A 26,996-nucleotide genomic window follows, 5' to 3' on the forward strand; every position below is an offset into this window, starting at 1 on the left:
CAGGCCTTAGTGAAGGCCGAATTCCTTCAAGAAGCGAACGTCGTCGGCCCAACCGCTCTTGACCTTGACCCACACTTGCAGAAACACCTTGCCGTCGAACAGTTTTTCCATGTCCAGCCGCGCTTCGGTGGAAATCTTCTTGAGCTTTTCCCCACCCTTGCCGATGACGATGCTCTTCTGCCCTTCCTTGTCGACCAGAACCGCCACGTGAATACGCCGCAAGGCGCCGTCGAGTTCGAACAGCTCGACCTCGACGTTCATCGAATACGGCAGTTCCTCGCCCAGATAGCGGAACAACTTTTCGCGTACGATTTCGGCGGCCAGGAAGCGTTCGCTCTTGTCGGTCACCATGTCTTCCGGATAGAGCGGCACCGATTCCGGCAAGTGCGGCCGCACTTGCGCCAGCAATTCCGCCAGTCGTTGGCCATGCTTGGCGCTGACCGCTTCGATACCGGCAAAAGCGAAGTCCTGCTCGACGCGGGCGATGAATTCCGACAGTGCCAGTTTGTCCTTGGCACGGTCGAGCTTGTTGACCACCAGGATGACCGGCGTGTTCTTAGGCAGCAAGGGCAGAATTTCACGGTCGGCGCCGGTCCAGCGCATGGCTTCGACGATGAACAGCACGCAGTCGACATCGGACAGCGTCTCTTTCACGCTCTGGTTGAGCACGTCGTTGAGCGCGCTGCGGTGATGAGTCTGGAATCCAGGCGTGTCGACGAAGACGAATTGCGCATCGTCCTCGGTGCGGATGCCGGTCACGCGATGGCGAGTGGTCTGCGCCTTCTTCGAGGTAATGCTGACCTTCTGGCCGATCAGGTGGTTCATCAGCGTGGATTTGCCGACATTGGGTCGGCCGACGATAGCGACGAAGCCGCAGTGAAAGGAAATATCAGTCATCGGGATTTCTTACCTCGGGCGATGTGTTGCGCCAGCAGTTCGAGCGCCACCTCGGCGGCCTGCTGCTCGGCGGCACGGCGGCTGCCGCCTTCGCCGGCCGTTTCGATAGCGAGTTCGCCCAGATCGCAGGAGACGCGGAACCATTGCTCGTGCGCCTCCCCGTTCTGTTCGAGAATCCGGTATTTCGGCAGCGGCAATTTATGGGCCTGTAGCGCTTCCTGCAGGCGGGTCTTGGCATCCTTGGCGTGCTTGGTCGGGTCGATCGCACGGATACGACCGACATACAGCCCGCGCACGACACCTTCGGCGGCGGAGAAGTCGGCATCGAAACTCACGGCGGCGAAAGTCGCCTCCAGCGCATCGGCCAAGATCGACGGCCGATTGAAGCCTCCGCTCTTGAGTTCCCCCTCGCCCAGATACAGATAGTCGCCAAGCTTCAGCTCATGGGCGATCTCGGCCAGCGTCGTCTGGTTGACCAGATTGGCGCGCAGGCGCGACAGCTCGCCCTCGCTCAGGGCCGGAAACTGGTCGTAGAGCATACGCGCCACGGTGTAGTTGAGGATGCTATCGCCGACGAATTCGAAACGCTCGTTATTGGGCGTACCGAAGCTGCGATGCGTCAGCGCTTGTCGCAACAGCGTCGGCTGCTTGAACGCATAGTCAAGCGCCTCGCTGAGACGGCGAAAACGGGATTCGGAGGACGTCGCCATGGGTTCCATTCAATGGTTTCCGGCCCGACCCAAGGGCCGAGCCGGTATAAATTCTCATGCTTGGCTACGCAATGATAATACAGCGCGCATCAGGCACGACACCAAGTCACGCTCAGCGCACGCGGCTACCGATGCGGCTTGGCTGCGAAAAATTCATCCAGATGAAGAAGGCCTTGCCGACCACCAGCCGATCGTCGACGAAGCCCCAGTAGCGCCCGTCCAGACTGTTGTCCCGATTGTCGCCCATCATGAAGTATTTGCCGCTCGGTACCTTGCAGACGAAGCCGTTATCGTCGTAGCGGCACTGGTCGCGGTCGGGGAAATCCATCACCTGCGACGGCACCAGGGTCGGTGCTTCGGGGATGTTCAGCACGTCGACCTGCTTGCCGCTCAAGAGCGTTTCCCGGTAGCGATCGTTGTGGATCGTCGCCACACCCTGCTCCAGATAGTCGTAAGTGCCGTCCTTGACGTCCGGGATCGCCTGGCCGTTCACCGTCAGCCGCTTGCCGCGGTACTCGACCGTGTCGCCCGGCAGGCCGATGACGCGCTTGATGTAGTTGACCTTGGGGTTCATCGGAAAATTGAACACCATTACATCGCCGCGCTCGACTTGACCGACCGGAATCAGCACGTTATTGAGCACCGGCACGCGAATGCCGTAGATGAACTTGTTGACCAGAATGAAATCGCCAACCACCAAGCCGGGGCGCATCGAGCTCGACGGAATGGTGAACGGCTCGACCAGGAAGGAACGCAGCAGGAACACCACCAGGATGACCGGAAAGAAGCCGCGCGAATAATCGACCAGCAGATTGGCGCTCGGCGTCACCTCGACGGGAATCGGCGCCGACGTTTCGGTCGGGGATGCCCCCGGCAAACCGGCCTTGCGGCGAGGCGCCAGCACCCAGCGATCCAACGCCGAAATCAGGCCGGTGATCACCACGAACAGCAGCAACACCGCCGTCAGGCTGATGTATTCGGACAGCACGCCGAAAGCGCCGATAACGACGAACAACGCCCCCCACTGCACGGAAGGCGGAAAGTCTTTAGCGCCCGGCTGCTTCTTGCCGCCGAACAAAGTCAACATCAACCCGACCGCGATCAATGCGACAAATACCCAGAAATAATTACCCGACACTTATTTGTCCCCTACTTGAAGGATGGCAAGGAATGCTGCCTGCGGAATTTCCACATTGCCGACCTGCTTCATACGCTTCTTACCGGCTTTCTGTTTTTCCAGCAGCTTCTTCTTGCGGGTGATATCGCCGCCGTAGCACTTGGCCAACACGTTCTTGCGTAGCGCCTTGACGGTCTCGCGCGCAATGATATGGCTGCCGATGGCGGCTTGGATGGCGATGTCGAACATCTGGCGCGGAATCAGTTCGCGCATCTTGGCGGCCAGCTCCCGCCCGCGATATACCGAAGTCGCGCGGTGCACGATCAGCGACAGGGCATCGACCTTCTCGCTATTGACCAGAATGTCCAGCTTGACCAGATCCGCGGTCTGGAATTCCTTGAACTCGTAATCGAGCGAGGCATAGCCACGGCTGGTCGACTTGAGTTTATCGAAGAAATCCATCACCACTTCATTCATCGGCATCTCGTAGGTGAGCATCACCTGACGACCCATGTACTGCATATTGCGTTGCACGCCGCGCTTCTGATTGCACAGCGTCATCACCGCGCCGACGTAATCTTGCGGCACAAGGATGGTGGAAGTAATGATGGGCTCGCGAATTTCGTCGATTTTCGACAGATCCGGCAAGCGCGACGGGTTCTCCACCTCGATCAGCTCGCCATCCTTCATCAGAACCTGGTAGACCACGGTCGGTGCCGTGGTGATCAGATCCATGTCGAATTCGCGTTCCAACCGCTCCTGCACGATTTCCAAGTGCAAAAGCCCGAGGAAACCGCAACGGAAACCGAAGCCCAGCGCCTGAGAAACCTCGGGCTCGAACTGCAGCGAGGCATCGTTGAGTTGCAGCTTCTCCAACGCGTCGCGCAGCGAATCGTAATCGTGGCTCTCCACCGGGTAAAGCCCGGCGAACACCTGCGGCTTGACTTCCTTGAAGCCCGGCAACGCTGCCACCGCAGGCTTCGACACCAGCGTGATGGTGTCGCCGACCTTGGCGGATTTCAGCTCCTTGATGCCGGCGATGATGAAGCCCACCTGGCCGGCGGACAAGCTGTCGCGCTGCACCGACTTAGGCGTGAACACACCAACCTGTTCGCACAGATGCTCGGCGCCGGTGGCCATGAACTTGATCTTGTCCTTGGGGCGCAACGTACCGTCGACCACCCGAACCAGCATCACCACGCCAACGTAGTTGTCGAACCACGAGTCGATGATCAGCGCCTTGAGCGGTGCGTCCGGATCGCCGACCGGCGCGGGAATCTTGCTGACCACGGTTTCCAGGATATCTTCGATGCCGATGCCGGACTTGGCCGAGGCACGGACGGCGTCGACCGCCTCGATGCCGATGATGTCCTCGATTTCCTGGCTGACCCGCTCGGGCTCGGCCGAGGGCAAATCGATCTTGTTGAGTACCGGCACCACCTCGACACCCAGCTCGATCGCGGTGTAGCAGTTGGCCACGGTCTGCGCTTCGACGCCCTGCGAGGCGTCGACCACCAGCAAGGCGCCTTCGCAGGCCGACAGCGAGCGGCTGACTTCGTACGAGAAGTCGACGTGCCCCGGCGTGTCGATCAGGTTGAGGTGATACACCTCGCCGTCGCGGGCACGGTACTGCAGCGCGGCGGTTTGGGCCTTGATGGTGATGCCGCGCTCTTTCTCGATGTCCATCGAGTCGAGCACCTGCGCGCTCATTTCGCGCGCATCCAAGCCGCCGCAATATTGGATAAAGCGGTCGGCGAGCGTGGACTTGCCGTGGTCAATGTGGGCAATAATCGAGAAATTACGAATATGTTTCATCGGGATCCGGAAAAAATAAGAGCAGGTTCCGCCTGCCCTCGACAGCCAAAAACGACACGCGGCCGGGGCTCACCCGGCCACAAAGGCGTGTCGCTAAGTTCGATACTGGCGCGAATTTTAGCTGATTTCCCGCAGATGTGCAGCCAAACGCTCCGCATCGAGGTGGTAGTGACAGATTTCGGTCTCACCCGCCATCAGTACCGGCACCAGCTCGTCGAAGCGCTCGGTCAACACCGGATCGTCGTCGACGTCCAGCACTTCCAGTTCGAAACCATAGCGCTCGCGCCACGGCGCGAGCTCCGCGAGCATGCGATGGCACAGGCTGCAATACTCTCGAAAATAGAGGGTCAGCTTCAATTGCCGCCACCCAACGGCACCGGTACGAACAGCAGACTGCCCTCGCGCATCACCTGCAGCGCCACGCTGCCCTTACCGCCCTTGATGGCGTTTTCGAGCTGCTTCACCGAGGTCAACGGGTCGCTGCCGATGCCGACGATCACGTCGCCCGGCACGAGGCCGGCGCGGGCGCTAACGTCGTTAACCGCGCGCACCAGGACGCCGAAGGCGATTCCCAACTGCTGCCGCTGTTGCGCATTGAGGGGGCTGATCACCAAGCCAAGCTGCGTCAAGTTGCGTTCGCCGCTGCGCGCTGGCGGCGCATTGTCGGGCTGATCGTCCGACTCCGGCGTTTCTTTCAGCTCCTCGCTCACCAGCATCAGCGGGTGCAAAGCCTTGTCGCGCCACACCTGCAGGTCGAAACGGGTGCCCGGCTTAGCCATGCCGATCGCGCGCGGCAAGTCGCCGCTGCCCGTCACCGGCTGTCGGTTGAGCGTGGTGATGATATCGCCCACGCGTAAGCCCCCCTTGGCAGCCGGCCCGTTCGGATCGACTTTCACCACCAACACGCCATCCGGGCGCGACAGGCCGAACGATTGAGCCAGTGCTTTGTTCAGCGGCTGCAACGTGGCGCCGATACGGCCACGCACCACCTTGCCGCGTGCCTTGAGCTGCCCCGCCACATCCAGCGCCACATCGATCGGGATGGCGAGCGAGATGCCCATGAAGCCGCCGGAACGACTCAGGATCTGCGAGTTGATCCCAACCACCTCGCCGTTCATGTTGAACAACGGGCCGCCGGAATTACCCGGATTGACCGCGGCATCGGTCTGAATGAAGGGCACATAGCCGTCGTCGGGCAACTGGCGACCGAGCGCCGATACGATGCCGGAGGTCACGCTATTGTCGAGGCCGAACGGCGAGCCGATAGCCAGCACCCACTGCCCGACCTGCAGACTCGACGATTTGCCGAGCTTCACCACCGGCAGGTTGGTGCCATCGATCTTGAGCAGCGCCACGTCCGTACGCTCGTCGGCACCGATCAACCGGGCCGGGAATTCGCGCTTATCGGTCAGCGTCACCGTAATTTTCTCGGCCTTCGACACCACATGGGCATTGGTCATCACATAGCCGTCGGCGGAAAGGATGAAACCCGACCCCAACGAACCGACTTCGCGCTCACGCATTTGCGGCGGCGCGAAACGGCGGAAGAATTCGAAAAAGGGATCGTTCGCAAAAGCATCCGGCACGCCGCTCGTCGCCTGCCGCTCGATGCGAGACGTGCTGATATTGACCACCGCCGGCCCTTCGGCATTGACGATGGGAGTAAAGTCCGGCAGGCCGGTGACGCCCGCCGCAAAAGTTGGCCCGCAAAAAATCGAGATTGCCAACGCGGCAATGGCCATCAGGCTTTTCAGCGACATGTTTTACCTCGGAAATGAAGAGCACAAGGTTCACGACAACGGGCCGCGCCAACGGCGCGCCCCGCGACAAACATCAAGGCCGGGAAACGATGCGCAGCCCGCGCACGAGCGATGCGAGCGTGGTCTCCGGCATATCGCCCACCAGCGTCAGCATCTGGTCGCCCTGGCTGTTGGTTGCCATATTGATGGCGCCGTGCAGGTTCATGCTCTGCACCCGGCGCATGGCCGCAGGCATGTCCTGCGGCACGGGCTCGACGAACAGCGACAGCATCACCAGACCGTCCGAATACACCATATGGTGCACCGGCTGGGCGTTACCGGTTCCCGGCATGGTTCTTTGTACCGAACGGATCATTTTGAATCCTGATGGCAGGCCGGTCACTTCGGAACGTCCGGCCGGACCATCGGCAGCCGACGGCGACTGCACAGGTCCGCGCAGCTGATTGCTCAGCTTGTATTGCGGCCTAAGCTGGCTTCTGTCGCGCGACGGGGAGAGATCGATCTCGGTGAACGTGTATTGCTCGACCACATCGTTGCTGCGCGGCGAGAGGGTCATCATCTTCAATGGCAGCGACGTCGTCTGGTCGGCGCAGATACGCTCGGTGTAACGCTGCTGGTCGCGCGCACGCACTTCGATCCAGGCGCAATCCCGCTGCGCCACCCGGTCGATACCCAATTTACGCAAGGTGTAGGACTGGGAGATATCCGCCACGTCATCCGACATCAACGCGGGAAACAGGCGCATGGCGCTGATCTTGGCCGCCAACAGCGAGCGTTTATCCGGTGCGAAACAGGTCAGCGCCTCGCCGTTGCGCACAATTTCGCGCGGCGGGCCGTCCAGCGCCACTCGGCGTTCCTGCACCGAGCTTCCGCCGCCAAGTCTGACGATATGAAAAGTTTCCAGCGTGTCCTTCATTTGATGCAGGTAGGTGCCGCTCATCGACTGCTGCCGACCGGCATCCGTCACTCGTTGAAACAACGACCAATCGTCGTCCGCCAGCGCCGACAACGGCAGGATCAGCAAACTCAAACTCAGCGCAATCTTTCTCATCAGTGCGCCGCCCTCCGGCTGTAGGCCACCTGCACAAGGCCCTGGTCGGCGGTCAACTCCTGATGGGCGAGAAAATAGGCATCGGCATTGCTGCCGGATACCGCCTGCAGTGCCGCCGGTTGCTGTGCCTGGGCATTGACCATCACCGCGGCATGTTGCGGACCGGACAACTGCTGCCAAGCGACCACGGCGGCAAAGCTGACGCTGGCCGCCAGCGCGGCCGCACCGGCCACGCGCACTCTGCTCACGCGATGCCAGCGACGCGGCGCCAACACCGTGGGCTCGGCCTTGAGCCTCACCGACACTTCATGACGCACGTCGATGGCGGCATGCGTGTTGGCGCGCATGACGTCGCCGATCAGGTGGTAGTCGTTCCAGGCCTGCTTCAGGGAGGCGTCGGCCTCGATGGCGGTCATCACTTGTGCGGCGGCGCTTTCGCCGAGCTCGCTATCCATCAGTTCGGAAACTCTCTGTCTCATCTCTACCACCTTTTGTTTTTGGCCGTGTCCAGGAGCGGCCGCAACTCGGTCGCGATCGCCTCGCGCGCACGGAAAATCCGCGAGCGCACGGTGCCGATCGGACAATCCATCACCTTGGCTATTTCGTCGTAGGACAGCCCATCCATTTCACGCAAGGAAATAGCCGTCCGCAACTCTTCCGGCAGACGTTCGACCGCCGCATTCACGGTGGCGATAATCTGCTTGTTCATCAACGCCGATTCGGGCGTGTTCAGATCCGGCAACTGCGAAGCCAGGTCGAAGCTTTCGCCGTCTTCGTCTTCGAAGTCGGCATGCACCACCGGGCGACGAGCGCTGGCACTGAGAAAATTTTTGGCCGTGTTGATGCCAATGCGATACAGCCAAGTGTAGAACGCACTCTCCCCGCGAAACGCGGGCAGCGAGCGATACGCCTTGACGAAGGCCTCCTGGGTCACGTCCTCGATATCGGCGCTGTCGCGCAGAAATCGTGACAAAAGGCGAGCCAGGCGCCGTTGATATTTCGCAACCAGCAGATCGAAGGCCCTTTTTTCCCCTTTTTGAGCACGCGTCACCAGCTGTTGATCGATATCACGATCACTCATTCGTTTTTAATGCTCCCTGAATAGCCCACAAGATTTTCTTTCTAAATTTGCGTAGCGGGCTGTAGCTAGACCACTACACATGATGGGAGTTCCCGAACATCGGGATCGAAAAGAATGAACCTTAGCAGAGCCGATCTCAAAGGTGAATGGCTCATGGCGAGGCTTCCAATTATACCAAGCACTTGCTAGAATGACATTCGAGTTAACGTCTGTCGGACAACCCTACGATTTCAAACCATCGCCCTCTTAATGCCTCTGGAGCCCGCGCATGAATACACCCGGTCAACGCTTCCGCCAGGCCGTCGAACAAGAACACCCGCTGCAAGTCGTCGGCGCGGTCAACGCTTATGCGGCACTCCTGGCCGAACATAGCGGTTTCAAGGCGCTCTACCTTTCCGGCGGCGGCGTCGCCGCCTGCTCCTGCGGCATGCCCGACCTGGGCATCACCACGCTGGAGGATGTCCTGATCGACGTGCGCCGCATTACCGACGCCAGCCCCTTACCGCTCTTGGTCGACATCGATACTGGCTGGGGCGGCGCCTTCAACATCGCCCGTGCGGTTCGCAGTTTGGAAAAGGCCGGCGCGGCCGCTGTGCATATCGAGGATCAGGTACAGCAGAAACGCTGCGGTCATCGCCCCAACAAGGCGATCGTCGGCCAGGCCGAAATGCTGGATCGCATCCGCGCAGCGGTGGATGCGCGCCGGGACGAAAGCTTCGTGATCATGGCGCGCACCGACGCCTTGGCGGTCGAAGGACTGGACGCGGCGATCGAGCGCGCCGTCGCCTGCGTCGAAGCCGGCGCCGATATGATTTTCCCCGAGGCGATGACCGATCTCGCCATGTACCGGCGCTTCGCCGACGCAACCGGCGTGCCGATTCTCGCCAACATCACCGAATTCGGCGCCACAGAGCTCTACGACACCACGGCGCTGCGCGATGCCGGCGTCGGCCTGGTGCTCTATCCGCTTTCGGCCTTCCGCGCCATGAGCCAGGCTGCGCTGACGGTCTACCAAGCCATCCGCCAAGATGGCGGCCAGCGCAACGTCGTCGACCGTATGCAAACGCGCGCCGAGCTATACCAACATCTGGGTTATCACGCATACGAACAAAAACTGGATGCGCTGTTCGCGCAGAGCCAGGATCAATAAGACATACACCTAGGAGAAACCGATGCAAGAAGCCGTCCTGGCTGGAAAGCCGAAGAAGTCCGTCGCGCTCTCGGGCGTCGCCGCCGGCAACACCGCGCTGTGCACGGTGGGCCGCAGCGGCAACGACCTGCACTACCGTGGCTACGATATCCTCGATCTCGCCGAGCAATGCGAATTCGAGGAGGTCGCCCATCTGCTGGTGCACGGCAGCCTGCCGGACCGCACGACACTCGCCGCCCACAAGGCCCGCCTCAAAGGCCTGCGCGGCCTGCCGGCCAATGTCCGAGGAGCCTTGGAGCTGTTGCCGGCAGCCACCCATCCGATGGATGTGATGCGTACCGGGGTGTCGGTGCTGGGCTGCCTGCTGCCGGAAAAAGACGATCACAGCACCGCCGGCGCACGCGACATCGCCGACCGGCTGATGGCAAGCCTAGGCTCGATCCTGCTCTATTGGTACCACTTCAGCCACAACGGCCGCCGCATCGAAACCGAAACCGACGACGACACCATCGGCGGCCACTTCCTGCGCCTGCTCTCCGGCAAGACCCCGTCCCCCGAGCACGTGCGTGCCATGCACACCTCGCTGAATCTGTACGCCGAGCATGAATTCAACGCCTCGACCTTCGCCGCGCGCGTCATTGCCGGCACCGGTTCGGACATGTACTCCGCCGTCGCCGGCGCCATCGGCGCGCTGCGCGGGCCCAAGCACGGCGGCGCCAACGAGGTGGCCTACGAGATCCAGAGCCGCTACGCCTCGCCCGACGACGCCGAGGCCGACATCCAGCGTCGCCTCGCCGTCAAGGAAGTGATCATCGGCTTCGGCCACCCGGTCTACACCGAATCCGATCCGCGCAACAAGGTCATCAAGCGCGTCGCGCTCGCCCTGTCGCAGCAAAGCGGCAATATGCGGCTGTTCGAAATCGCCGAACGCATCGAGGCCGTCATGTGGTCGGACCGGCACATGTTCCCCAATCTCGATTGGTTCTCGGCCGTCAGCTATCACCAGATGGGCGTCCCGACCGCCATGTTCACGCCGCTATTCGTCATTTCGCGCACCAGCGGTTGGTGCGCGCATGTCATCGAACAACGCCTGGACGGCAAGATCATCCGTCCGTCGGCCAATTACACCGGGCCGGACGAACAACCCTTCATTCCGCTCAAGGATCGCTAACAAGGAAGCCTCATGTCCGCACACATCTCCAACATTCGCCCCGAGCACGACACGGTGCTCAAGGACATCGCCCATTACGTGGCCCATGTCGCCATCGATTCGCTCGATGCATGGAATACAGCGCGGTTGTGCTTGATGGACACGCTGGGCTGCGGCCTGGAAGCATTGTCCTATCCGGCTTGCACCAAGCTGATGGGCCCGATCGTGCCCGGTACCATCGTTCCCAACGGCGCACGCGTGCCCGGCACCCAATTCCAGCTCGACCCGGTTCAAGCCGCGTTCAACATTGGCGCCATGATTCGTTGGCTCGACTTCAACGACACCTGGCTTGCCGCGGAGTGGGGCCATCCATCCGACAACCTGGGCGGCATCCTGGCCACCGCGGACTGGGTTAGCCGCGAACGCCTGGCGCGCAACGAGGCGCCGCTGACCATGAAAGACGTGCTGGAAGCCATGATCAAGGCGCACGAGATCCAGGGTTGCCTGGCACTGGAGAATGCCTTCAACAAGGTTGGGCTGGATCATGTGGTGCTGGTCAAGGTCGCGTCGGCGGCGGTATGCGCCAAACTGATGGGCGCGAGCGAAAGCGAAATCGCCGACGCGGCGTCCCAGGCCTTCGTCGACGGCCAGAGCTTGCGTACCTACCGTCATGCGCCCAACACCGGCTCGCGCAAATCCTGGGCCGCCGGCGACGCCACCAGCCGCGCCGTGCGCCTGGCACTGTTCACGCTCAAGGGCGAAATGGGCGTGCCCGGCGTGCTGACCGCGCCGACCTGGGGCTTCTACGATGTGTTGTTCAAGGGCAAGCCGTTCGCCTTTCAACGCCCCTACGGCAGCTATGTGATGGAAAAGGTGCTGTTCAAAATTTCCTTCCCGGCCGAGTTCCACAGCCAGACCGCCGTCGAATGCGCGATGAATCTGCATCGACAACTGAAGGAAATGGGTAAGACGGTGGACGACATCGGTAAAATCACCATCCGCACCCACGAAGCCTGCATCCGCATCATCGACAAGCAAGGGCCGCTCGCCAATCCGGCCGACCGCGACCATTGCATCCAGTACATGGTGGCGGTACCGATGTTGTTCGGCCGTCTGACGGCCGCCGACTACGAAGACGCCGTGGCGGTCGACCCGCGCATCGACGCGCTGCGCGCCAAGATCGTCTGCGTTGAGGACGCGCAGTTCACGCGCGACTACCACGATCCGGACAAACGCAGCATCGCCAACGCGCTCACCGTCGAATTGACCGACGGCCGCGTGTTGCCCGAAGTGGTCTGCGAATATCCGATCGGACACCAGCGCCGCCGCAGCGACGGCATTCCACTCCTGGAAGCCAAGTTCCGTACCAACCTGGCACGCCGCTTCCCGGAAAAACAGCAACAGGCCATTTTCGACTTGTGCAACGACTCGGCGCGATTGCTGGCGACGCCGGTCAACCGCTTCACCGACCTCTGGGTCATCTGAGCGTACCGCACCGGGGGGCGATGTCATGCCCCCCACTGGCCACTCGGCCAGCCCGAGGAATTTCCTGCCCCCCACCCAAGCCTATGCCTGACGCAGAACAGCGTCATTCGTACAACAACGTCACCAATTCCTTATCTGGGGGGAACACATGAGATATTTCTTGCCCGCGCTACTCGGCGCCGCTTTCGATGCGGCCATTGCCGCCACCCCGCCGACCTGCCCGCAAACCGCCAGCGCGCCTATCGCCAATAGCGAGCGATCTTTAAGTTACTGTGTTGTCGACGGCATGGCCGTGCTCGACGACATCATTCTGGGCTCGCACGACACGATCCAGCGCCAGGGACTACCGCCGTTGGAAGTCTTGGACTGGCACCTCCTACGTGAAAATCCGCCCGACATTGCCGCCGGGCAGCGCGCCAAGCGCCAGACGTCGGCGCAGCCAAGCACATCTAGCGCCACAACCTGGCCGCGCAACACGCTCGTTTACGCTTTCGACCGTTTGGCCACGCCAATGACGCGACAGGTCATCTTGCAAGCCATGCAGGGCATCGAGAGCCAAACCCACGTGAGATTCAGAGAACGGACGACCGAAGCGGATTACGTTTCAATCTCGACGCTGCAAACCAAAGCGGAAAGGCCGGAGTTGTGCGGCCTGGCGACTGTTGGTCGCGTAGGTGGTCGGCAACGGCTGGATCTGTTTCACCCCGGACCATCGTGGGGATCTTGCGAAACAACCCCTATTGCCCGACACGAACTGCAACATGCGCTAGGGTTTTATCACAACGATATCGACAGTTGGAAACCGGGGCTCACCGCTCGGGAAATCAAAGCCATCAACCTGCGTTATCCGGCCTCCGCCCTTGATCCTTCGGCGGCCGGCACGCCAGGCTAGCGGCTCGACTGGCAATGAGGCGCATGACGGTAGCCGAACGTGCTACACTGTGCGCCCCTTAAATAAGAAGCTAAGTCCCTGTGAGTAAAACCGATTTTTCCGCCCTCCCCCTGTCCGGCGCCATGCTCGACAACTTGACGAGCTTAGGCTATCTGTCGATGACGCCGATCCAGGCCGAGAGCCTGCCGGGCACCCTGGACAACCGCGACCTGATCGCCCAGGCCAAGACCGGCAGCGGCAAAACGGCGGCCTTCGGCATCCCGCTGATGGAAAAACTCAATCCGCGCTGGTTCGCCATTCAGGGCCTGGTCATGTGCCCGACGCGCGAACTGGCCGAACAGGTGGCCAAAGAACTGCGCCGCCTGGCGCGCCATATCGACAACATCAAGGTGCTGACACTGTGCGGCGGCAGCCCGATGGGGCCGCAGATCGGCTCGCTGGAACACGGCGCCCACGTCGTGGTCGGCACCCCCGGACGCCTGCGCGACCATCTGGGCCGCGGCACGATCGACCTGTCGACCGTTCACACCCTGGTACTGGACGAAGCCGACCGCATGGTCGACATGGGCTTTTACGAAGACATCGCCGGGATCGTCAGCGCCTGCCCGAAAAAGCGCCAGACGCTGCTGTTCTCCGCAACTTACCCGGACAACATCCGCAAGCTCTCCGGGCCATTCCTGCGCCAGCCGCTGGAAGTCAAGGTCGAGTCGCTGCACCAAACCGACAAGATCGAGCAGCGCTTCTACAAGGTCGACGCGAACAAACGCAACGCCATGGTGGCCCAGGCGCTGCAACATTACCGCCCGACCTCCACGTTGGCATTTTGCAACACCAAGATTCACTGCCGCGAACTGGCGGCCGAACTGACGGACCAGGGTTTTTCCGCGTTGGCGTTGTATGGCGAACTGGAACAGCGCGAGCGCGACGAAATCCTGCTGCGCTTCGTCAACCGCAGCGTGTCGATCCTGGTCGCCACCGACGTGGCGGCGCGCGGGCTGGACATTCAGGGGCTCGACATGGTGATCAACGTCGACGTGGCGCGCGATGCCGAGGTGCACATCCACCGCATCGGCCGAACCGGCCGTGGCGACGAGCAAGGCTTGGCGCTGACCCTGGCGGCGCCGGCCGATCAGCGTTGGGTCGATGAGATCTCGCGCTATCAGCAAGCACCGCTGGCTTGGCGCGACAGCGCGGAATTGATGGTCAAGGGGACGGGTCGACTGGTGCCGCCGATGGTCACGTTGTGCATCGCCGCCGGTAAAAAGGAAAAGTTGCGCCCGGGCGACATCCTCGGCGCGCTCACCGGCGAGGGCGGGCTCGACGGGCAGGCGATCGGCAAGATCCAGATCACCGAGTTCGCAAGCTTCGTCGCATTGCGACGCGAGGTGGCTGAACAGCACTTCACCCGCTTGACCGACTGCAAGATCAAGGGCAAGCCGCGCAAGATGCGCCTGATGTAATCTCGCGCAATAACGTATGCTATCAGCCTAAATAATATTTTTAGGCTGATCATGCCCATCACTTTCGATACCGATCCCCAACGGCTCGACCGCGAAACGATCTATCGTTTTCTGAGCCAGGAATCCTACTGGGCGCGCGACCTGCCGCGCGCGATCTTCGAACGCTCGCTGGCCGGGTCGCTATGCTTCGGCGGCTACGACGACGCGGGTACGCAGGTGGCCTTCGCACGCGTGGTCACCGACCGCGCCACCTTCGGCTATCTGGCCGACGTCTTCGTGCACGCCGACTGGCGCGGCCAGGGCATCGGCAAGGCGCTGGTACGCTTCATCCTCGACTATCCCGAACTGCAGGATCTGCGCCGCTTCATGCTGGCCACCGCCGACGCCCACAGCCTGTATGCCGGCTACGGCTTCACGCCGCTGAGCGCGCCGGATCGACTGATGGAGCGGTTGGATCAAGGGGTATATCGACGATTGGCGGCACAAGCCAGTACCGCAAGCTAGGCCAGCCGGCGCAAAAAGACCGTCATTTCCTTTCGCGCCTGAATATCGCCATGCCCGGTCGCCACTTCAATCCCCTGGCGGTAGGCATCGGCGGCGGCCGCCGCCTGCCCGGCGGCCGTCAGCACCTTGCCCAGCAATTTCCAGGCGGCGGTATAGTCGGCCTGCCAGGCCAAAGCCTGACGCAGATGCGCCTCGGCTTCGACCAACAGGCCGTCCTTCAGACATTCGCCGGCAATGGCAAAACGCAGCAACGCGTTATCGCGCGGCCCATCGAGCAATTTCAGTAACGCATCGCGTTGCGGCATGGTTAAGACTCCTCATACGCCATTCGAACGGTCCGGCACCAGCACGGTGCGATTGCCGTTGCTCTCCATCTGACTGACCAGGCCGGCCGACTCCATCTCTTCGATCAAGCGCGCCGCGCGGTTATAGCCGATGCGCAAGTGGCGCTGCACCGACGAAATCGACGCTTTGCGCGTGCGCAGCACGATTTCCACCGCCTCGTCGTACAGCGGGTCGGATTCGGCCGCCGTACTGCGCTCGCCGCCCCCGGCCTGGCTTTCCTCCAACTCCGATTCGCCGGTCAATAGCCCTTCGACATAATCCGGCTCGCCGAACGACTTGAGCATTTCGGCCACCGCGTGCACTTCGTCGTCGGTGACGAAGGCGCCATGGATGCGCTGCGGATAGCCGCTGCCCGGCGGAAGAAACAGCATATCGCCCTGGCCCAGCAGCGCCTCGGCCCCCATTTGATCGAGGATCGTGCGGCTATCGACCTTGCTCGACACCTGGAAGGCGATACGAGTCGGGATATTGGCCTTGATCAGGCCGGTGATCACATCGACCGACGGCCGCTGAGTGGCCAAGATCAAATGGATGCCGGCCGCACGCGCCTTCTGTGCCAGACGGGCGATCAATTCTTCGATTTTCTTGCCGGCCACCATCATCAAATCGGCGAACTCGTCGACCACCACCACAATGCACGGTAGCGTCACCAAGGGTTCCGGATCGTCCGGCGTCAACGTGAACGGATTTTTCAGCGACTCGCCGGCATCGCGCGCCGCCTGCACCTTTTCGTTGTATCCGGCCAAATTGCGCACACCGAGCGCACTCATCAGCCGGTAACGTTTTTCCATTTCGCCGACACACCAGTTCAGCGCGTTGGCGGCCAGTTTCATATCGGTGACCACCGGCGCCAACAGGTGCGGAATATCGTTGTAGACCGACAGCTCCAGCATTTTCGGGTCGATCATGATGAAGCGCACATCTTCCGGCGTGAATTTGTACAGCAGCGACAGGATCATGGCATTGACCCCGACCGACTTGCCCGAACCGGTGGTGCCGGCCACCAGCAAATGCGGCGCGCGCGCCAGATCCATCACGACCGGCTCGCCGGTAATGTCCTTGCCCAACGCCAGCGTCAAGCGGACGCCTGGGTCGGTGAACGCCGGGGACGACAGAATTTCCGACAGGCGGATCATCTGCCGTACCGGGTTGGGTAGCTCCAACCCCATGCAGGTCTTGCCGGGAATGGTTTCCACCACCCGAATCGACGCAAGTCCTAGCGCCCGCGCCAGATCCTTGACCAAATTCACCACTTGGCTACCGCGCACCCCGACCGCCGGTTCGACCTCGAAGCGAGTGATCACCGGGCCGGCATAGGCATCCACCACGCTTACCTTGACCTTGAACTCGGCCAGCTTTTCTTCGATGACGATACCGCGCTCAAGCAGCGCATCTTCGTCGCAGCTAGCCTGCATGACCTCGCCCGGCCGCAACAGATCGAGGCTGGGCAAGCCTGTCAGGCGCCAATCCCGCGGCAGCGGGCTCGGACGCGGCGACGTGGGCGGCTCGACGACCGGCGCCGACCATTCGAAGGGCGGCTCATCGTCTATTTCCGCGCGTGCTTTATCCTGGCGTTCCTCGATCGAAGTCCAGATCAACGCATCGGGTATGCGCTCGAACGGTGCGGGCAAAACGGCAGGTTCCGGTTCGACGAGGCTAGGCGCCGGCACAAAAATCGGCTCCGGCTCCGGCTCCAGCTCCGGTGGCGGTGGTGGCGGCGGCGCAACGGGCGGCATCGACACGGCGGGCAGGATTTCCGGAATCGGCGCGCGAGCCACCGGTACCGACGGCACGGCGGGCACGGACGGGCGAACCGGCAGGGTAGGATGCACCTCCAGCGTCACCGGTCGCACCGGCGCCAGCGCAGCGGCTTCCACCGCCACCGTACTTGACGGCTCGCGGTACTCGGGTTCGGTTTGCGTTGTAGCCACCGGCGCCGGCACAAAACGGGCTGGCCGGCTCGGCACGGCGGGCTGACGCAACAACGGCGACACCGGCGGCGGCTGTACCGGCTCGGGTGCCGTATCGGCACTGCTGCGCATGCGCAGACGATGTCCATGGATTTGCCGCAGGCTGGCTCGCACCTGCTCAGCGTCGATCACCGGCAGATCCAGCTCCGCCGGTGCCTCGCCGCCGGCGCGTTGTCGCATGCCGACCGATTGCAGATTCTGTTCCACTTCCGTCGCGTCGATCACCGGCAGCGGCTCGGCCGCGGTCGGCTTGACCGGGACGGTCTTGAGCCGCCCCAAGGCGTTGTCGCGCAAGGTGCGCGGATCGAGCAACGGCAACGCCGTCGCGACCGGGCGCGCCGCTTGGGCCTTGTCGCGCAACTGGCGCGCCGCAAGATGGCGGCCTAGCTGTTCGCGGTCGATCAAGGGCTTGGCCACCGGCCGTTCGGGGACGGATTCGAGCGGCGGATCGACGCACAAGGCCGGAGGCTCGGCGACGGGCGGCGCTTCTGCCACAGGCAATGGCGATGCCGCCGCGTCAAGATCCCGCTCGGGGTCCAGCCACCACGACAACCCCCACCGCAACAGCGGCAACAAACGCCCGGTCAATATCAACCAACCTACCGCACCGACCACAACCGATAGAACAAGCCAAAACACGCGGACACCCACAGATCGAATGAAAAATAAATAGGCCGAACCGCCCAAATTTGGACGACCCGATGCAACGGGCACAAATTGTACCGGTTTTTTCCCGACACAGGCGGCGCAAGGCGACAACTGCCTGGTGCAATAAAACGATTTCAGTCGGCATGCGTGGTCGGCGGAAAATCCGGGGAGCGCAAAGCCACAAGCCGGCCAATCGCTTACAGGTCATTCTCAAGTGCATGCCAGATAGCACTCGGCACCGCTCCCGCCCCTATACATCCAGGTTTCAGCCGCTATAGTGGACACAGTGTAATCGATTACAAAGCCCCTGCCCCAGCAGGATCCCGCCACGGCCGTCGAGGCCATGAAACGCCCTGACTCCCCCCCCGCCCCCCACCCATCCCCAGCAGTCCACCCGGCGGGGGGAGGAGTCGGCGCAGGCCGCCTTCCAGGGCAAACGCCAGCAGAAACGACAACGCCCGGCGCGCTGAACGTAGCGCACCGGGCGTCGAATTTCGGCATGACGCCTTACGGCGTATCAGACCTTAACCGACTCCGCCTCTTCGGCGTAATCGGTAATCTGATCGAAGTTCATATATCGATAAACCTCGCCAGCCTTTTGGTTGATGATACCGATATTCGCCTGGTACTCCTCGACGGTCGGAATCTTGCCAAGTTTGGAGCAGATCGCCGCCAATTCGGCCGAGCCGAGGAACACGTTGGTGTTCTTGCCCAAGCGGTTGGGGAAATTGCGGGTCGAAGTCGACATCACGGTGGCGCCCTCGCGCACTTGCGCCTGGTTACCCATGCACAACGAGCAGCCCGGCATTTCCAGACGCGCGCCGGCACGGCCCAGAATGCCGTAATACCCCTCTTCGGTCAGCTGCTTGGCATCCATCTTGGTCGGCGGCGCCACCCACAGCTTGACCGGGATATCGGCCTTGCCTTCCAGCAGTTGGCCGGCGGCGCGGAAGTGACCGATATTGGTCATGCACGAACCGATGAACACTTCGTCGATCTTGGTGCCGGCCACTTCGCTCATGAACTTCACGTCATCCGGATCGTTCGGGCAAGCCACGATCGGCTCCTTGACGTCCGCCAGGTCGATCTCGATCACCGCGGCGTATTCGGCATCGGCATCGGGCGCGAGCAGCGTGCCGTGGGCGATCCAGTCTTCCATTGCCTGGATACGGCGCGCCAGCGTGCGGGCATCTTGATAGCCGTTGGCGATCATCGACTTCATCAGCGTGATGTTGGAACGCATGTATTCGACGATCGGCGCCTTATTCAGGTGCACCGCGCAACCGGCGGCAGAGCGCTCGGCCGAGGCATCGGTCAGCTCGAATGCCTGTTCGACTTTCAGCTCGGGCAAGCCTTCGATCTCCAAAATACGCCCGGAGAAGATGTTCTTCTTGCCGGCCTTGGCCACCGTCAGCAGGCCCTGCTTAATCGCATACAGCGGAATGGCATTGACCAGATCGCGCAAGGTCACGCCCGGCTGCAGTTGCCCCTTGAAGCGCACCAGCACCGATTCCGGCATATCGAGCGGCATCACGCCGGTCGCGGCGGCAAAGGCCACCAGGCCGGAACCGGCCGGGAAGGAAATGCCGATGGGGAAGCGGGTATGGGAATCGCCGCCGGTGCCGACGGTATCCGGCAGCAACAGGCGGTTGAGCCAGCTGTGGATCACGCCATCGCCCGGTCGCAACGACACGCCGCCGCGACTGGAGATGAAGGTCGGCAATTCCTTGTGCATTTTGACATCGACCGGCTTCGGATAAGCGGCGGTATGACAGAAGGACTGCATCACCAGATCGGCGGAGAAGCCCAGGCAAGCCAGATCCTTCAATTCGTCGCGCGTCATCGGGCCGGTGGTGTCTTGCGAGCCCACGGTGGTCATCTTCGGTTCGCAATAGGTCCCCGGACGCATGCCGCGGCCTTCCGGCAGGCCACAGGCGCGGCCAACCATTTTCTGAGCCAGCGTGAAGCCTCGGCCGGAGTCGACCGGCGACTTGGGCAGGCGGAAAGTCTCGGAAGCGGGCAAGCCCAGCGCTTCGCGCGCCTTAGCCGTCAAGCCGCGGCCGATGATCAAGTTAATGCGGCCGCCGGCGCGCACCTCATCCAGAATCACTTCGCTCTTGAGCTTGAACTCGGCAACGACAGCGCCGTTTTTCTCGATCTTGCCGCTATACGGGAAGATGTCGATCACATCGCCCATCTCCAAGGTCGACACATCGACTTCGATCGGCAGCGCGCCGGAGTCCTCTTGGGTATTGAAGAAGATCGGCGCGATCTTGCCGCCGAGCGTCACGCCGCCGAAACGCTTGTTCGGTACAAACGGAATGTCCTGGCCGGTCGCCCACACCACCGAGTTGGTCGCCGACTTGCGCGACGAACCGGTGCCGACCACGTCGCCGACATAGGCCACCAGATGGCCCTTTTTCTTCAGGTCGTCGATGAACTGGATCGGGCCGCGCTTGCCATCCTCCTCAGGCACGAAGGGCGCGCCGGGACGGGTATTCTTGAGCATGGCCAGGTAGTGCAGCGGAATATCCGGCCGACTCCAGGCATCCGGCGCCGGCGACAGGTCGTCGGTGTTGGTCTCGCCCGGTACTTTGAACACGCTGACGGTGATTTTTTGCGCCACTTCCGGGCGCGAGGTGAACCACTCGGCATCCGCCCAGGACTGGATCACGGCGCGCGCCACGGCGTTGCCGCGATCCATCTTTTCCTTCACGTCGTGGAAAGCGTCGAACATCAGCAGGGTTTTCTTCAGTGCGTCCCCCGCCACCGCGGCGACTTCGGCATCGTCGAGCAGGTCGATCAACGGCTTGATGTTGTAGCCACCGAGCATGGTGCCCAGCAGTTCGGTCGCGCGGATGCGGGAGAGCAGCGGGCTTTTGACGCCGCCCTCGGCCACGGCGGCCAGGAACGAAGCCTTGACGCGCGCGGCATCGTCCACGCCCGGCGGCACGCGATAGGTGATCAGCTCGACTAAAGCTTGTTCCTCGCCCTTAGGCGGGTTTTTCAGCAGTTCGACCAGTTCTTCAACCTGCTTCGCTGTGAGCGGCAGGGGCGGAATGCCCAGCGCAGCGCGCTCGGCAACATGCAGACGGTAGGCTTCTAACATGACATGGACCTTCTTTGCTGTGGTTGGCCGGCACGCTGGGTCCGGCGTATCGTCGATTCTGCGCATCCACCGGATCGTTGCCGACCCGATAATTATGCTTTTGTAGTGCCTGAAGATTACGCCTTTCACAGCCAGCATTCAAACGAGTATTCGCCACAAGCACTGTGAGATAAAATCACAGCATGAACACTTACCCACCACTCAACTCCTTGCGGGTTTTCGAGGCCGCGGCAAGGTTGGAAAGCTTTTCCGCCGCTGCCAGCGAGCTATTCGTCACCCATGGCGCTGTGAGCAAACAGATTAAGCAATTGGAAGACTGGCTGGGCATGACGCTGTTCGAGCGCAGCGGCGGCCGGGTGCGCTTGAGCGATGCCGGTTGGCGCTACCTGGTGCAGGTGCAAGACGGTCTCGATCTGATCGCCAATGCCACGGCGCAACTGCAGCAGCCTAACCGCCAGCGACGGCTATCGATCAATTCGACGCCGACCTTCGCCAGCTACTGGCTGCTGCCGCGCCTATCCGGTTTTCGCGAGCACTTTCCCGATCTGGAACTGCACCTGGTCACCTCGGATCGGGATATCCGCCGCCTGGACGCACCATTCGACATTGCCATTCGTCGCGGCCCGGGCGACTGGCCGGGTCACATCGCCCGGCCATTCCTAAAAGAGTGGGAGCTGCCGCTGGCAAGCCCTGCGCTGCTCGCCAAGCTACCGATCGGCGCGCCGGCCGACCTGGCGGCGCACACCCTGTTGCACGCCGATACCCGCCCGACCGCCTGGCCGCGCTGGTTGACGCTGGCCGGCGTGGCCGATCTCAAGCCGGCGGGCGGCATGCAGTTCGACCGCTTTTCGCTGGCGCTGCAGGCGGCCTGCGATGGTCTGGGCGTCGTACTCGGCCCGTTGCCCATGGCGCAGCGCCTGCTCGACCAGGGACTGCTGGTGGCGCCGTTGGCCAATCCGGTGGTTCCCGTGCGCGATTTCTGTTGGATCGTACCGCGCGCCGGCAGCGACGACCCGACGGTCACAGCCTTCTGCCGCTGGCTGGAGGAGTCGGGTCAATGATCCCGGGCGCGTCGACATTGCGCTATAATCCTGGCCACTTAGGGTCTGTAAGCTAATTTTTTCCGCCGCGACACTACACAAGGAATGTCATGAGCCGCATCACACTCTCCCGTTTTCTGATCGAGCAGCAACGCAAAGCCGGTACGCTACCGCCCGATCTGCGCCTGTTGATCGAAACCATCGCGCGCGCTTGCAAGGCCATCAGCTTCTCCGTCAACAAAGGGGCGCTGGCCGGCGTGCTGGGCGAGGCGGGAACAGGCAACATCCAGGGCGAAGCGCAAAAGAAAATGGACGTGATCGCCAACGATTACCTGCTCGACGCCAACGAGTGGGGCGGCAACCTGGCCGCCATGGCATCGGAAGAAATGGAGTTGCCGTATCACATTCCCGGCGAATACCCGAAGGGCGATTACCTGCTGTTGTTCGATCCGCTCGACGGCTCGTCCAACATCGACGTCAACATCACCGTCGGCACCATTTTTTCGATCCTGCATAACCCGAACGGCAATCTGGCGCCACGCGAAACGCACTTCTTGCAAAAAGGCAGCGCACAAGTCGCCGCCGGCTACACCATCTACGGGCCGCAAACCATGCTGGTGCTGACCTTCGGCAACGGCGTGCACGGCTTCACGCTCGATCGCGAGCAAGGCAGTTTCGTCTTGACCCACCCCGATATGCACGTACCGGCGGCCACTGGCGAGTTCGCCATCAACATGTCGAACCAGCGCCATTGGGAAGCCCCGGTCAAACGCTATATCGACGAGCTCCTGGCCGGCAAGACCGGCCCGCGCGGCCGCGACTTCAACATGCGCTGGGTGGCATCGATGGTGGCCGAGGTGCATCGCATCCTGACGCGCGGCGGCATCTTCATGTATCCGCGCGATGCGCGCGAACCGGAAAAACCGGGCAAGCTGCGCCTGATGTACGAAGGCAACCCGATGGCCTTCATCATCGAACAAGCCGGCGGCCTGGCCACCAACGGTCAGCAACGCATCCTGGATATCCAGCCCACGGGCCTGCACGAGCGGGTCGCGGTATTCCTCGGCTCAAGCGAAGAAGTCGAGATCGTCACCGGCTACCATCAGGCATAACGGCCGCCATTGCCCCGCCGGCCCTCCGGCTGGCGGGAGCCCCCCATCAAATGACTTGCATGACTTAAATCAGTCTTTACTGTTGGCGCATGCAGTATGCTGAGCTACATTCATCAAAAGAACACGATTGGCAGGGGGGACGGCCATGCTGGAAGTGGAACACCTGATTGTTGCGCTGGTTGAGCCTTCTCACGTGCAAGCGCAGATCATCAAGGCGGCACTCGCCGAACGCGGCATCGACCAGGTCACCGTCTACGAAACCGGCGCCGACCTGTTTACAGCCCTCGCCGTCAAATTGCCCGACCTGGTATTCAGCGCCTTGTACCTGTCCGACATGACCGGCACCGACCTGGTCTACACCTTGCGCGACACGCCAGCCTGGGCCGACCTGCCGTTCATCCTGATCTCCAGCGAGACCAACCCTTATTATCTCGACCCGGTGCGCCAGGCCGGCACCATGGCCATCCTGCCCAAGCCGTTCAGCCAGGCCCAACTGACCATGGCGCTAGGCAATACGCTCGATTTCCTCAACGCCGAACAGCTCGACAACGACAGCGCCGACGACTTCGCCGACCTGGTGGTGCTATTGGTCGACGACAGCAGCACTGCGCGCCGTCATGTACGCACCATCCTGGAAAAAATCGGCTTCGAGAAAATCTTCGAGGCCAACAACGGCCTGGAGGCCATTCCGCTGATCAACAGCCAGTTGTTCGACCTGGTCTTCACCGACTACAACATGCCGCAGATGGATGGCCGGGCACTGGTCGAATACATCCGCAAGGAAAGCATGCAAAGCTCGGTGCCGATCCTCATGGTGTCGAGCGAGGACAACCAAGGCCGTCTGGCCGCCGTCGAAGCGGCCGGGGTATCGGCCATTTGCGACAAGCCGTTCGGCACCGAGGTCGTGCGCAAACTGGTTGGTCAATTACTGGCGAATCGCGAATAGCATGTCGCCGTGCGCGGCGCCACGCCGCGCACAGCTTGCTTCTTCACTTTAGACACCCATAAAGAATCAGTCACTTATAAAGCATTTTTTTTCATTTCGCTTGCCAGGCGGTTTTATTTAGCGTATCTTCCCATTCCTTGCATTTCGCCGTGCGACCTCTTCAAGTTTCTTCTGCCCGGCGGACCCTGCTGTATTCATCGTCCCTGACCGTTTTCCAGGCTTCGTCCACGAGATGTCCCATCTTCGGACCGTTGTTGTTCGCCGCTTGCCAGGTTGGTGCCGATGAGCCATGTGGCTATTCAAACATCCAAATGAAGCCACACAACCTGCCTCCCCAGGCCAAGTGACTACCGGACACCTCCGGTTCGAAAGGACATCATGACGTTTTCCGATCTGGGCATTTCGCCCCTGATTCTCCGTGCCATCACCGACGCCGGCTATACCGAGCCGACCGCGGTTCAAGCCGAGTCCATCCCGGCCGCCCTGGCAGGCGAGGATCTGCTGGTTTCGGCGCAGACCGGTAGCGGCAAGACCGCGGCCTTCCTGCTGCCGGCGCTGGTCAAGCTGACCGAGCGCTCTTCCGCGTCGGGCAAAGGCCCGCGCGTACTGGTTCTCACCCCGACGCGCGAACTGGCGCAACAAGTGGAAAAGAACGCCACCGAATACGGTACGCATCTGCGCTGGCTGCGCACGGTCTGCCTGGTCGGCGGCGCCTCCTTCGGCTATCAAGTACGCGCCATGTCGCGCCCGGTCGACATCATGGTCGCCACCCCGGGTCGCCTGATGGATCACATGCGCCAAGGCCGCGTCGATTTCTCGCGCTTGGAAATGCTGGTCCTGGACGAAGCCGACCGCATGCTGGACATGGGCTTCATCGAAGATATCGAAACCATCGTACGCGCCACGCCGGAATCGCGTCAGACGGTCATGTTCTCCGCCACGCTCGACGGCGTGGTCGGCAAACTTGCCGAAAAACTGACGCGCAATGCCCGTCGCGTCGAGATCGCTCGCGCGGAAAGCGGCGGCAACATCGAAGAACACCTGCTGTACGCCGACAATCAGGCGCACAAGGATCGTCTGCTCGATCACGTTCTGCGCGAAGCAGGCTTCGATCAAGCCGTAATCTTCACCGCCACCAAGGTCGGTGCCGAGGAATTGGCCGACAAACTGACCGACCAAGGCTTCTCCGCCGCTTGCCTGCATGGCGACATGCCGCAAAACTGGCGCAATCGCACCCTGAACGACCTGCGCCGCGGTCGCATCAAGGTGCTGGTGGCGACCGACGTCGCCGCACGCGGCATCGACGTGCCGACCATCGACCTGGTCGTCAATTACGACCTGCCGAAGCAGGCGGAAGACTACGTGCACCGTATCGGCCGTACCGGTCGTGCCGGCCGTGACGGCGTGGCCATCACCATGTCGGAAACCAAGGAATTCCACCGCGTGCGCCGCATCGAGCAATACCTGAAGCGCAAGATCACCGAAGGTGTCGTCGAGGGTCTGGAACCGACCCGTCGCCCGCCCAAGGGTGGCAATGGCAACCAACGTCGCAACGCCAACGGCGGCAATGGCCAACGTCGCCCGCACGGCAACGGTAACGGCGGCAGCGGTTATGGCGGCCAGCGCAAGCCCGGCAACGGCTACGGCAAGCGCGCCCCGCGCCAGCAAAGCGCCGGTTAAGCCCAGGCCGCACCGTCCGCCAAGGCGGGCCAAACAAAACGCCGCGAGTTCACACTCGCGGCGTTTTTGTTGCACCGCTTCGTCATGCGCACAGCCGACGCAACGCGGTCAAATAGGATTGCACCGCCTCGTAACTCCCGACACTCACCCGGCACCAGCCTGGCAGCGGAAAGGCCAGCAGGAAACCTTGCGAGCGCATCCGGGCCTGGAACGATACTGTATCGCCCGGCACCGCGTGCAGCACGAAATTCGTCGGCCCGCTGCGGTAGCGGATTCTCAACTCGACCAAGCCCGTCAATAGCGCTTCACGCGCCACATCCAGCAAAAACCGCGCTTGATCGAGCCAACTGTCATCCTCCAGCGCATCGAGCGCGGCCAACAAACCGGGCAAATTCAAACCGGCTGCCAATGGCGCGCCAAGGCGCGAAAGCAGCGGCCGGTCGCCCGACACGCCGTAACCGATGCGCAGGCCAGCCATGCCGCGCGCCTTGGAGAAGGTACGCAATACCATCAGGTTGGGCGGAAGCGCCGACTGCCGGCCAATCAGGGAGTGTTGCGCATGATCGGGCATGAACTCGATATAGGCCTCGTCGACAATGAAAAACACCTGCGTGCCGGCGCTTGCCACCCAGCGCAACAAGGCGTCGCGCGCGAAGACTTCGCCAGTCAGCCCATCCGGATTGCTGAGATAAACCACGGCCGGCCCGGCGTGGCGCGCGACGCACTGTTGCAAACGCGCCAGATCCGGCCGCCCGTCCGCCGACGGCGCCACGGGAAAAGCCCGGGAAGGCGCGACAAAATCGGCGACCGGCGCATACACCGGCAAACCATAGAACAAGACGGCGTCGCCAAGGCTCAGCCGGTCGCCCAAGGCCGCCAGAAGAATGCTGGTCGAGCCGGCGCCGAGCAACAGCTGGTCGGCGGACTTGCCATGCAAACAGGCGAGCGCCTGTTGCAAACGCCCGATTTCGCGTCCGGGATAGCGCCAGCAGTCGTGGCTGGCTGCAACCAACTGCGCACGCGTCGCCGGGGAAAGGCAAAGATGGGTTTCGTTCCGGTGCAGCGGGAGCATGG

At 62.1% G+C, this 26,996-nt stretch carries 23 protein-coding genes; 10 read left to right on the forward strand and 13 right to left on the reverse strand.

The features are described from left to right. Window positions 1-6: 6 nt before the first annotated feature. The 9 genes from era to rpoE all read right to left on the reverse strand — a co-directional run bounded on the left by era (window position 7) and on the right by rpoE (window position 8,431). On the reverse strand, window positions 7-897 hold the full coding sequence (gene era / locus DFP86_RS08260) for a GTPase Era (protein ID WP_133680056.1): 891 nt from the start codon (window positions 895-897) through the stop codon (window positions 7-9). After that, window positions 894-1,607 (reverse strand): ribonuclease III, encoded by a 714-nt coding sequence (gene rnc / locus DFP86_RS08265; RefSeq protein ID WP_133680058.1) that lies wholly within the window; start codon window positions 1,605-1,607, stop codon window positions 894-896. The genes era and rnc overlap by 4 nt, the downstream gene beginning before the upstream one ends. A gap of 112 nt (window positions 1,608-1,719) precedes the next feature. Next, on the reverse strand, window positions 1,720-2,745 hold the full coding sequence (gene lepB, locus DFP86_RS08270) for a signal peptidase I (protein WP_133680060.1): 1,026 nt from the start codon (window positions 2,743-2,745) through the stop codon (window positions 1,720-1,722). Beyond that, a complete protein-coding gene (gene lepA, locus DFP86_RS08275) occupies window positions 2,746-4,539 on the reverse strand; it encodes a translation elongation factor 4 (RefSeq protein ID WP_133680062.1) in 1,794 nt (597 codons plus the stop codon). It abuts the gene before it with no gap. A gap of 117 nt (window positions 4,540-4,656) precedes the next feature. Next, window positions 4,657-4,896: a glutaredoxin family protein gene (locus DFP86_RS08280; protein WP_133680064.1), complete on the reverse strand. Its 240-nt coding sequence runs from the start codon at window positions 4,894-4,896 to the stop codon at window positions 4,657-4,659. After that, entirely contained in the window at window positions 4,893-6,299 is a 1,407-nt protein-coding gene (locus DFP86_RS08285; protein ID WP_133680066.1) for a DegQ family serine endoprotease, read from the reverse strand. Before DFP86_RS08285 ends, DFP86_RS08280 begins: the two co-directional genes overlap by 4 nt. A 73-nt stretch (window positions 6,300-6,372) precedes the next feature. Then, entirely contained in the window at window positions 6,373-7,350 is a 978-nt protein-coding gene (locus DFP86_RS08290) for a MucB/RseB C-terminal domain-containing protein (protein WP_133680068.1), read from the reverse strand. Continuing rightward, entirely contained in the window at window positions 7,350-7,829 is a 480-nt protein-coding gene (locus tag DFP86_RS08295; RefSeq protein WP_133680070.1) for a sigma-E factor negative regulatory protein, read from the reverse strand. Before DFP86_RS08295 ends, DFP86_RS08290 begins: the two co-directional genes overlap by 1 nt. A 2-nt stretch (window positions 7,830-7,831) precedes the next feature. Continuing rightward, entirely contained in the window at window positions 7,832-8,431 is a 600-nt protein-coding gene (gene rpoE / locus DFP86_RS08300; protein WP_133680072.1) for an RNA polymerase sigma factor RpoE, read from the reverse strand. 268 nt (window positions 8,432-8,699) lie between these two features. Here rpoE and prpB point away from each other — a divergent pair, with 268 nt between their 5' ends. The 6 genes from prpB (at window position 8,700) to DFP86_RS08330 (ending at window position 15,072) form a co-directional block, all read left to right on the forward strand. Beyond that, window positions 8,700-9,581 (forward strand): methylisocitrate lyase, encoded by an 882-nt coding sequence (gene prpB / locus DFP86_RS08305; protein WP_133680074.1) that lies wholly within the window; start codon window positions 8,700-8,702, stop codon window positions 9,579-9,581. A gap of 22 nt (window positions 9,582-9,603) precedes the next feature. Then, entirely contained in the window at window positions 9,604-10,752 is a 1,149-nt protein-coding gene (gene prpC, locus DFP86_RS08310) for a bifunctional 2-methylcitrate synthase/citrate synthase (protein WP_133680077.1), read from the forward strand. 12 nt (window positions 10,753-10,764) lie between these two features. Further along, a complete protein-coding gene (locus DFP86_RS08315; RefSeq protein WP_133680078.1) occupies window positions 10,765-12,216 on the forward strand; it encodes a bifunctional 2-methylcitrate dehydratase/aconitate hydratase in 1,452 nt (483 codons plus the stop codon). A 148-nt stretch (window positions 12,217-12,364) separates the two neighbouring features. Continuing rightward, window positions 12,365-13,108, forward strand: coding sequence for a M12 family metallopeptidase (locus DFP86_RS08320; protein ID WP_133680080.1), 744 nt, complete (start codon window positions 12,365-12,367; stop codon window positions 13,106-13,108). Window positions 13,109-13,188: 80 nt separating this feature from the next. Continuing rightward, a complete protein-coding gene (gene dbpA / locus DFP86_RS08325; RefSeq protein WP_133680082.1) occupies window positions 13,189-14,568 on the forward strand; it encodes an ATP-dependent RNA helicase DbpA in 1,380 nt (459 codons plus the stop codon). 51 nt (window positions 14,569-14,619) lie between these two features. Beyond that, entirely contained in the window at window positions 14,620-15,072 is a 453-nt protein-coding gene (locus DFP86_RS08330; RefSeq protein ID WP_133680084.1) for a GNAT family N-acetyltransferase, read from the forward strand. Here DFP86_RS08330 and DFP86_RS08335 read toward each other — a convergent pair. The 3 genes from DFP86_RS08335 to acnB all read right to left on the reverse strand — a co-directional run bounded on the left by DFP86_RS08335 (window position 15,069) and on the right by acnB (window position 21,144). Then, window positions 15,069-15,377, reverse strand: coding sequence for a tetratricopeptide repeat protein (locus DFP86_RS08335; RefSeq protein ID WP_133680086.1), 309 nt, complete (start codon window positions 15,375-15,377; stop codon window positions 15,069-15,071). The genes DFP86_RS08330 and DFP86_RS08335 overlap by 4 nt on opposite strands. 12 nt (window positions 15,378-15,389) lie before the next feature. Beyond that, entirely contained in the window at window positions 15,390-18,026 is a 2,637-nt protein-coding gene (locus tag DFP86_RS08340) for a DNA translocase FtsK (RefSeq protein WP_279526894.1), read from the reverse strand. 526 nt (window positions 18,027-18,552) lie between these two features. Next, on the reverse strand, window positions 18,553-21,144 hold the full coding sequence (gene acnB / locus DFP86_RS08345) for a bifunctional aconitate hydratase 2/2-methylisocitrate dehydratase (protein WP_133680088.1): 2,592 nt from the start codon (window positions 21,142-21,144) through the stop codon (window positions 18,553-18,555). A 182-nt stretch (window positions 21,145-21,326) separates the two neighbouring features. Here acnB and gcvA point away from each other — a divergent pair, with 182 nt between their 5' ends. The 4 genes from gcvA (at window position 21,327) to DFP86_RS08365 (ending at window position 25,922) form a co-directional block, all read left to right on the forward strand. Further along, on the forward strand, window positions 21,327-22,205 hold the full coding sequence (gcvA, locus tag DFP86_RS08350) for a transcriptional regulator GcvA (protein ID WP_133680090.1): 879 nt from the start codon (window positions 21,327-21,329) through the stop codon (window positions 22,203-22,205). Window positions 22,206-22,294: 89 nt separating this feature from the next. Continuing rightward, window positions 22,295-23,296, forward strand: coding sequence for a class 1 fructose-bisphosphatase (locus DFP86_RS08355; protein WP_133680092.1), 1,002 nt, complete (start codon window positions 22,295-22,297; stop codon window positions 23,294-23,296). A gap of 145 nt (window positions 23,297-23,441) precedes the next feature. Then, window positions 23,442-24,242, forward strand: a complete 801-nt coding sequence (locus DFP86_RS08360) for a response regulator (protein ID WP_133680094.1) — start codon at window positions 23,442-23,444, stop codon at window positions 24,240-24,242. A 378-nt stretch (window positions 24,243-24,620) separates the two neighbouring features. Beyond that, a complete protein-coding gene (locus DFP86_RS08365) occupies window positions 24,621-25,922 on the forward strand; it encodes a DEAD/DEAH box helicase (RefSeq protein WP_133680096.1) in 1,302 nt (433 codons plus the stop codon). Between the two features lie 82 nt (window positions 25,923-26,004). Here DFP86_RS08365 and DFP86_RS08370 read toward each other — a convergent pair whose 3' ends face one another. After that, the gene (locus DFP86_RS08370) at window positions 26,005-26,994 is read right to left on the reverse strand and encodes a pyridoxal phosphate-dependent aminotransferase (RefSeq protein ID WP_133680098.1); all 990 of its coding nucleotides are present in this window, start codon (window positions 26,992-26,994) and stop codon (window positions 26,005-26,007) included. Window positions 26,995-26,996 lie beyond the last annotated feature (2 nt).

Origin of the sequence: Paludibacterium purpuratum (genome assembly GCF_004363805.1) — a bacterium.
GTDB classification, from domain to species: Bacteria; Pseudomonadota; Gammaproteobacteria; order Burkholderiales; family Chromobacteriaceae; genus Paludibacterium; species Paludibacterium purpuratum.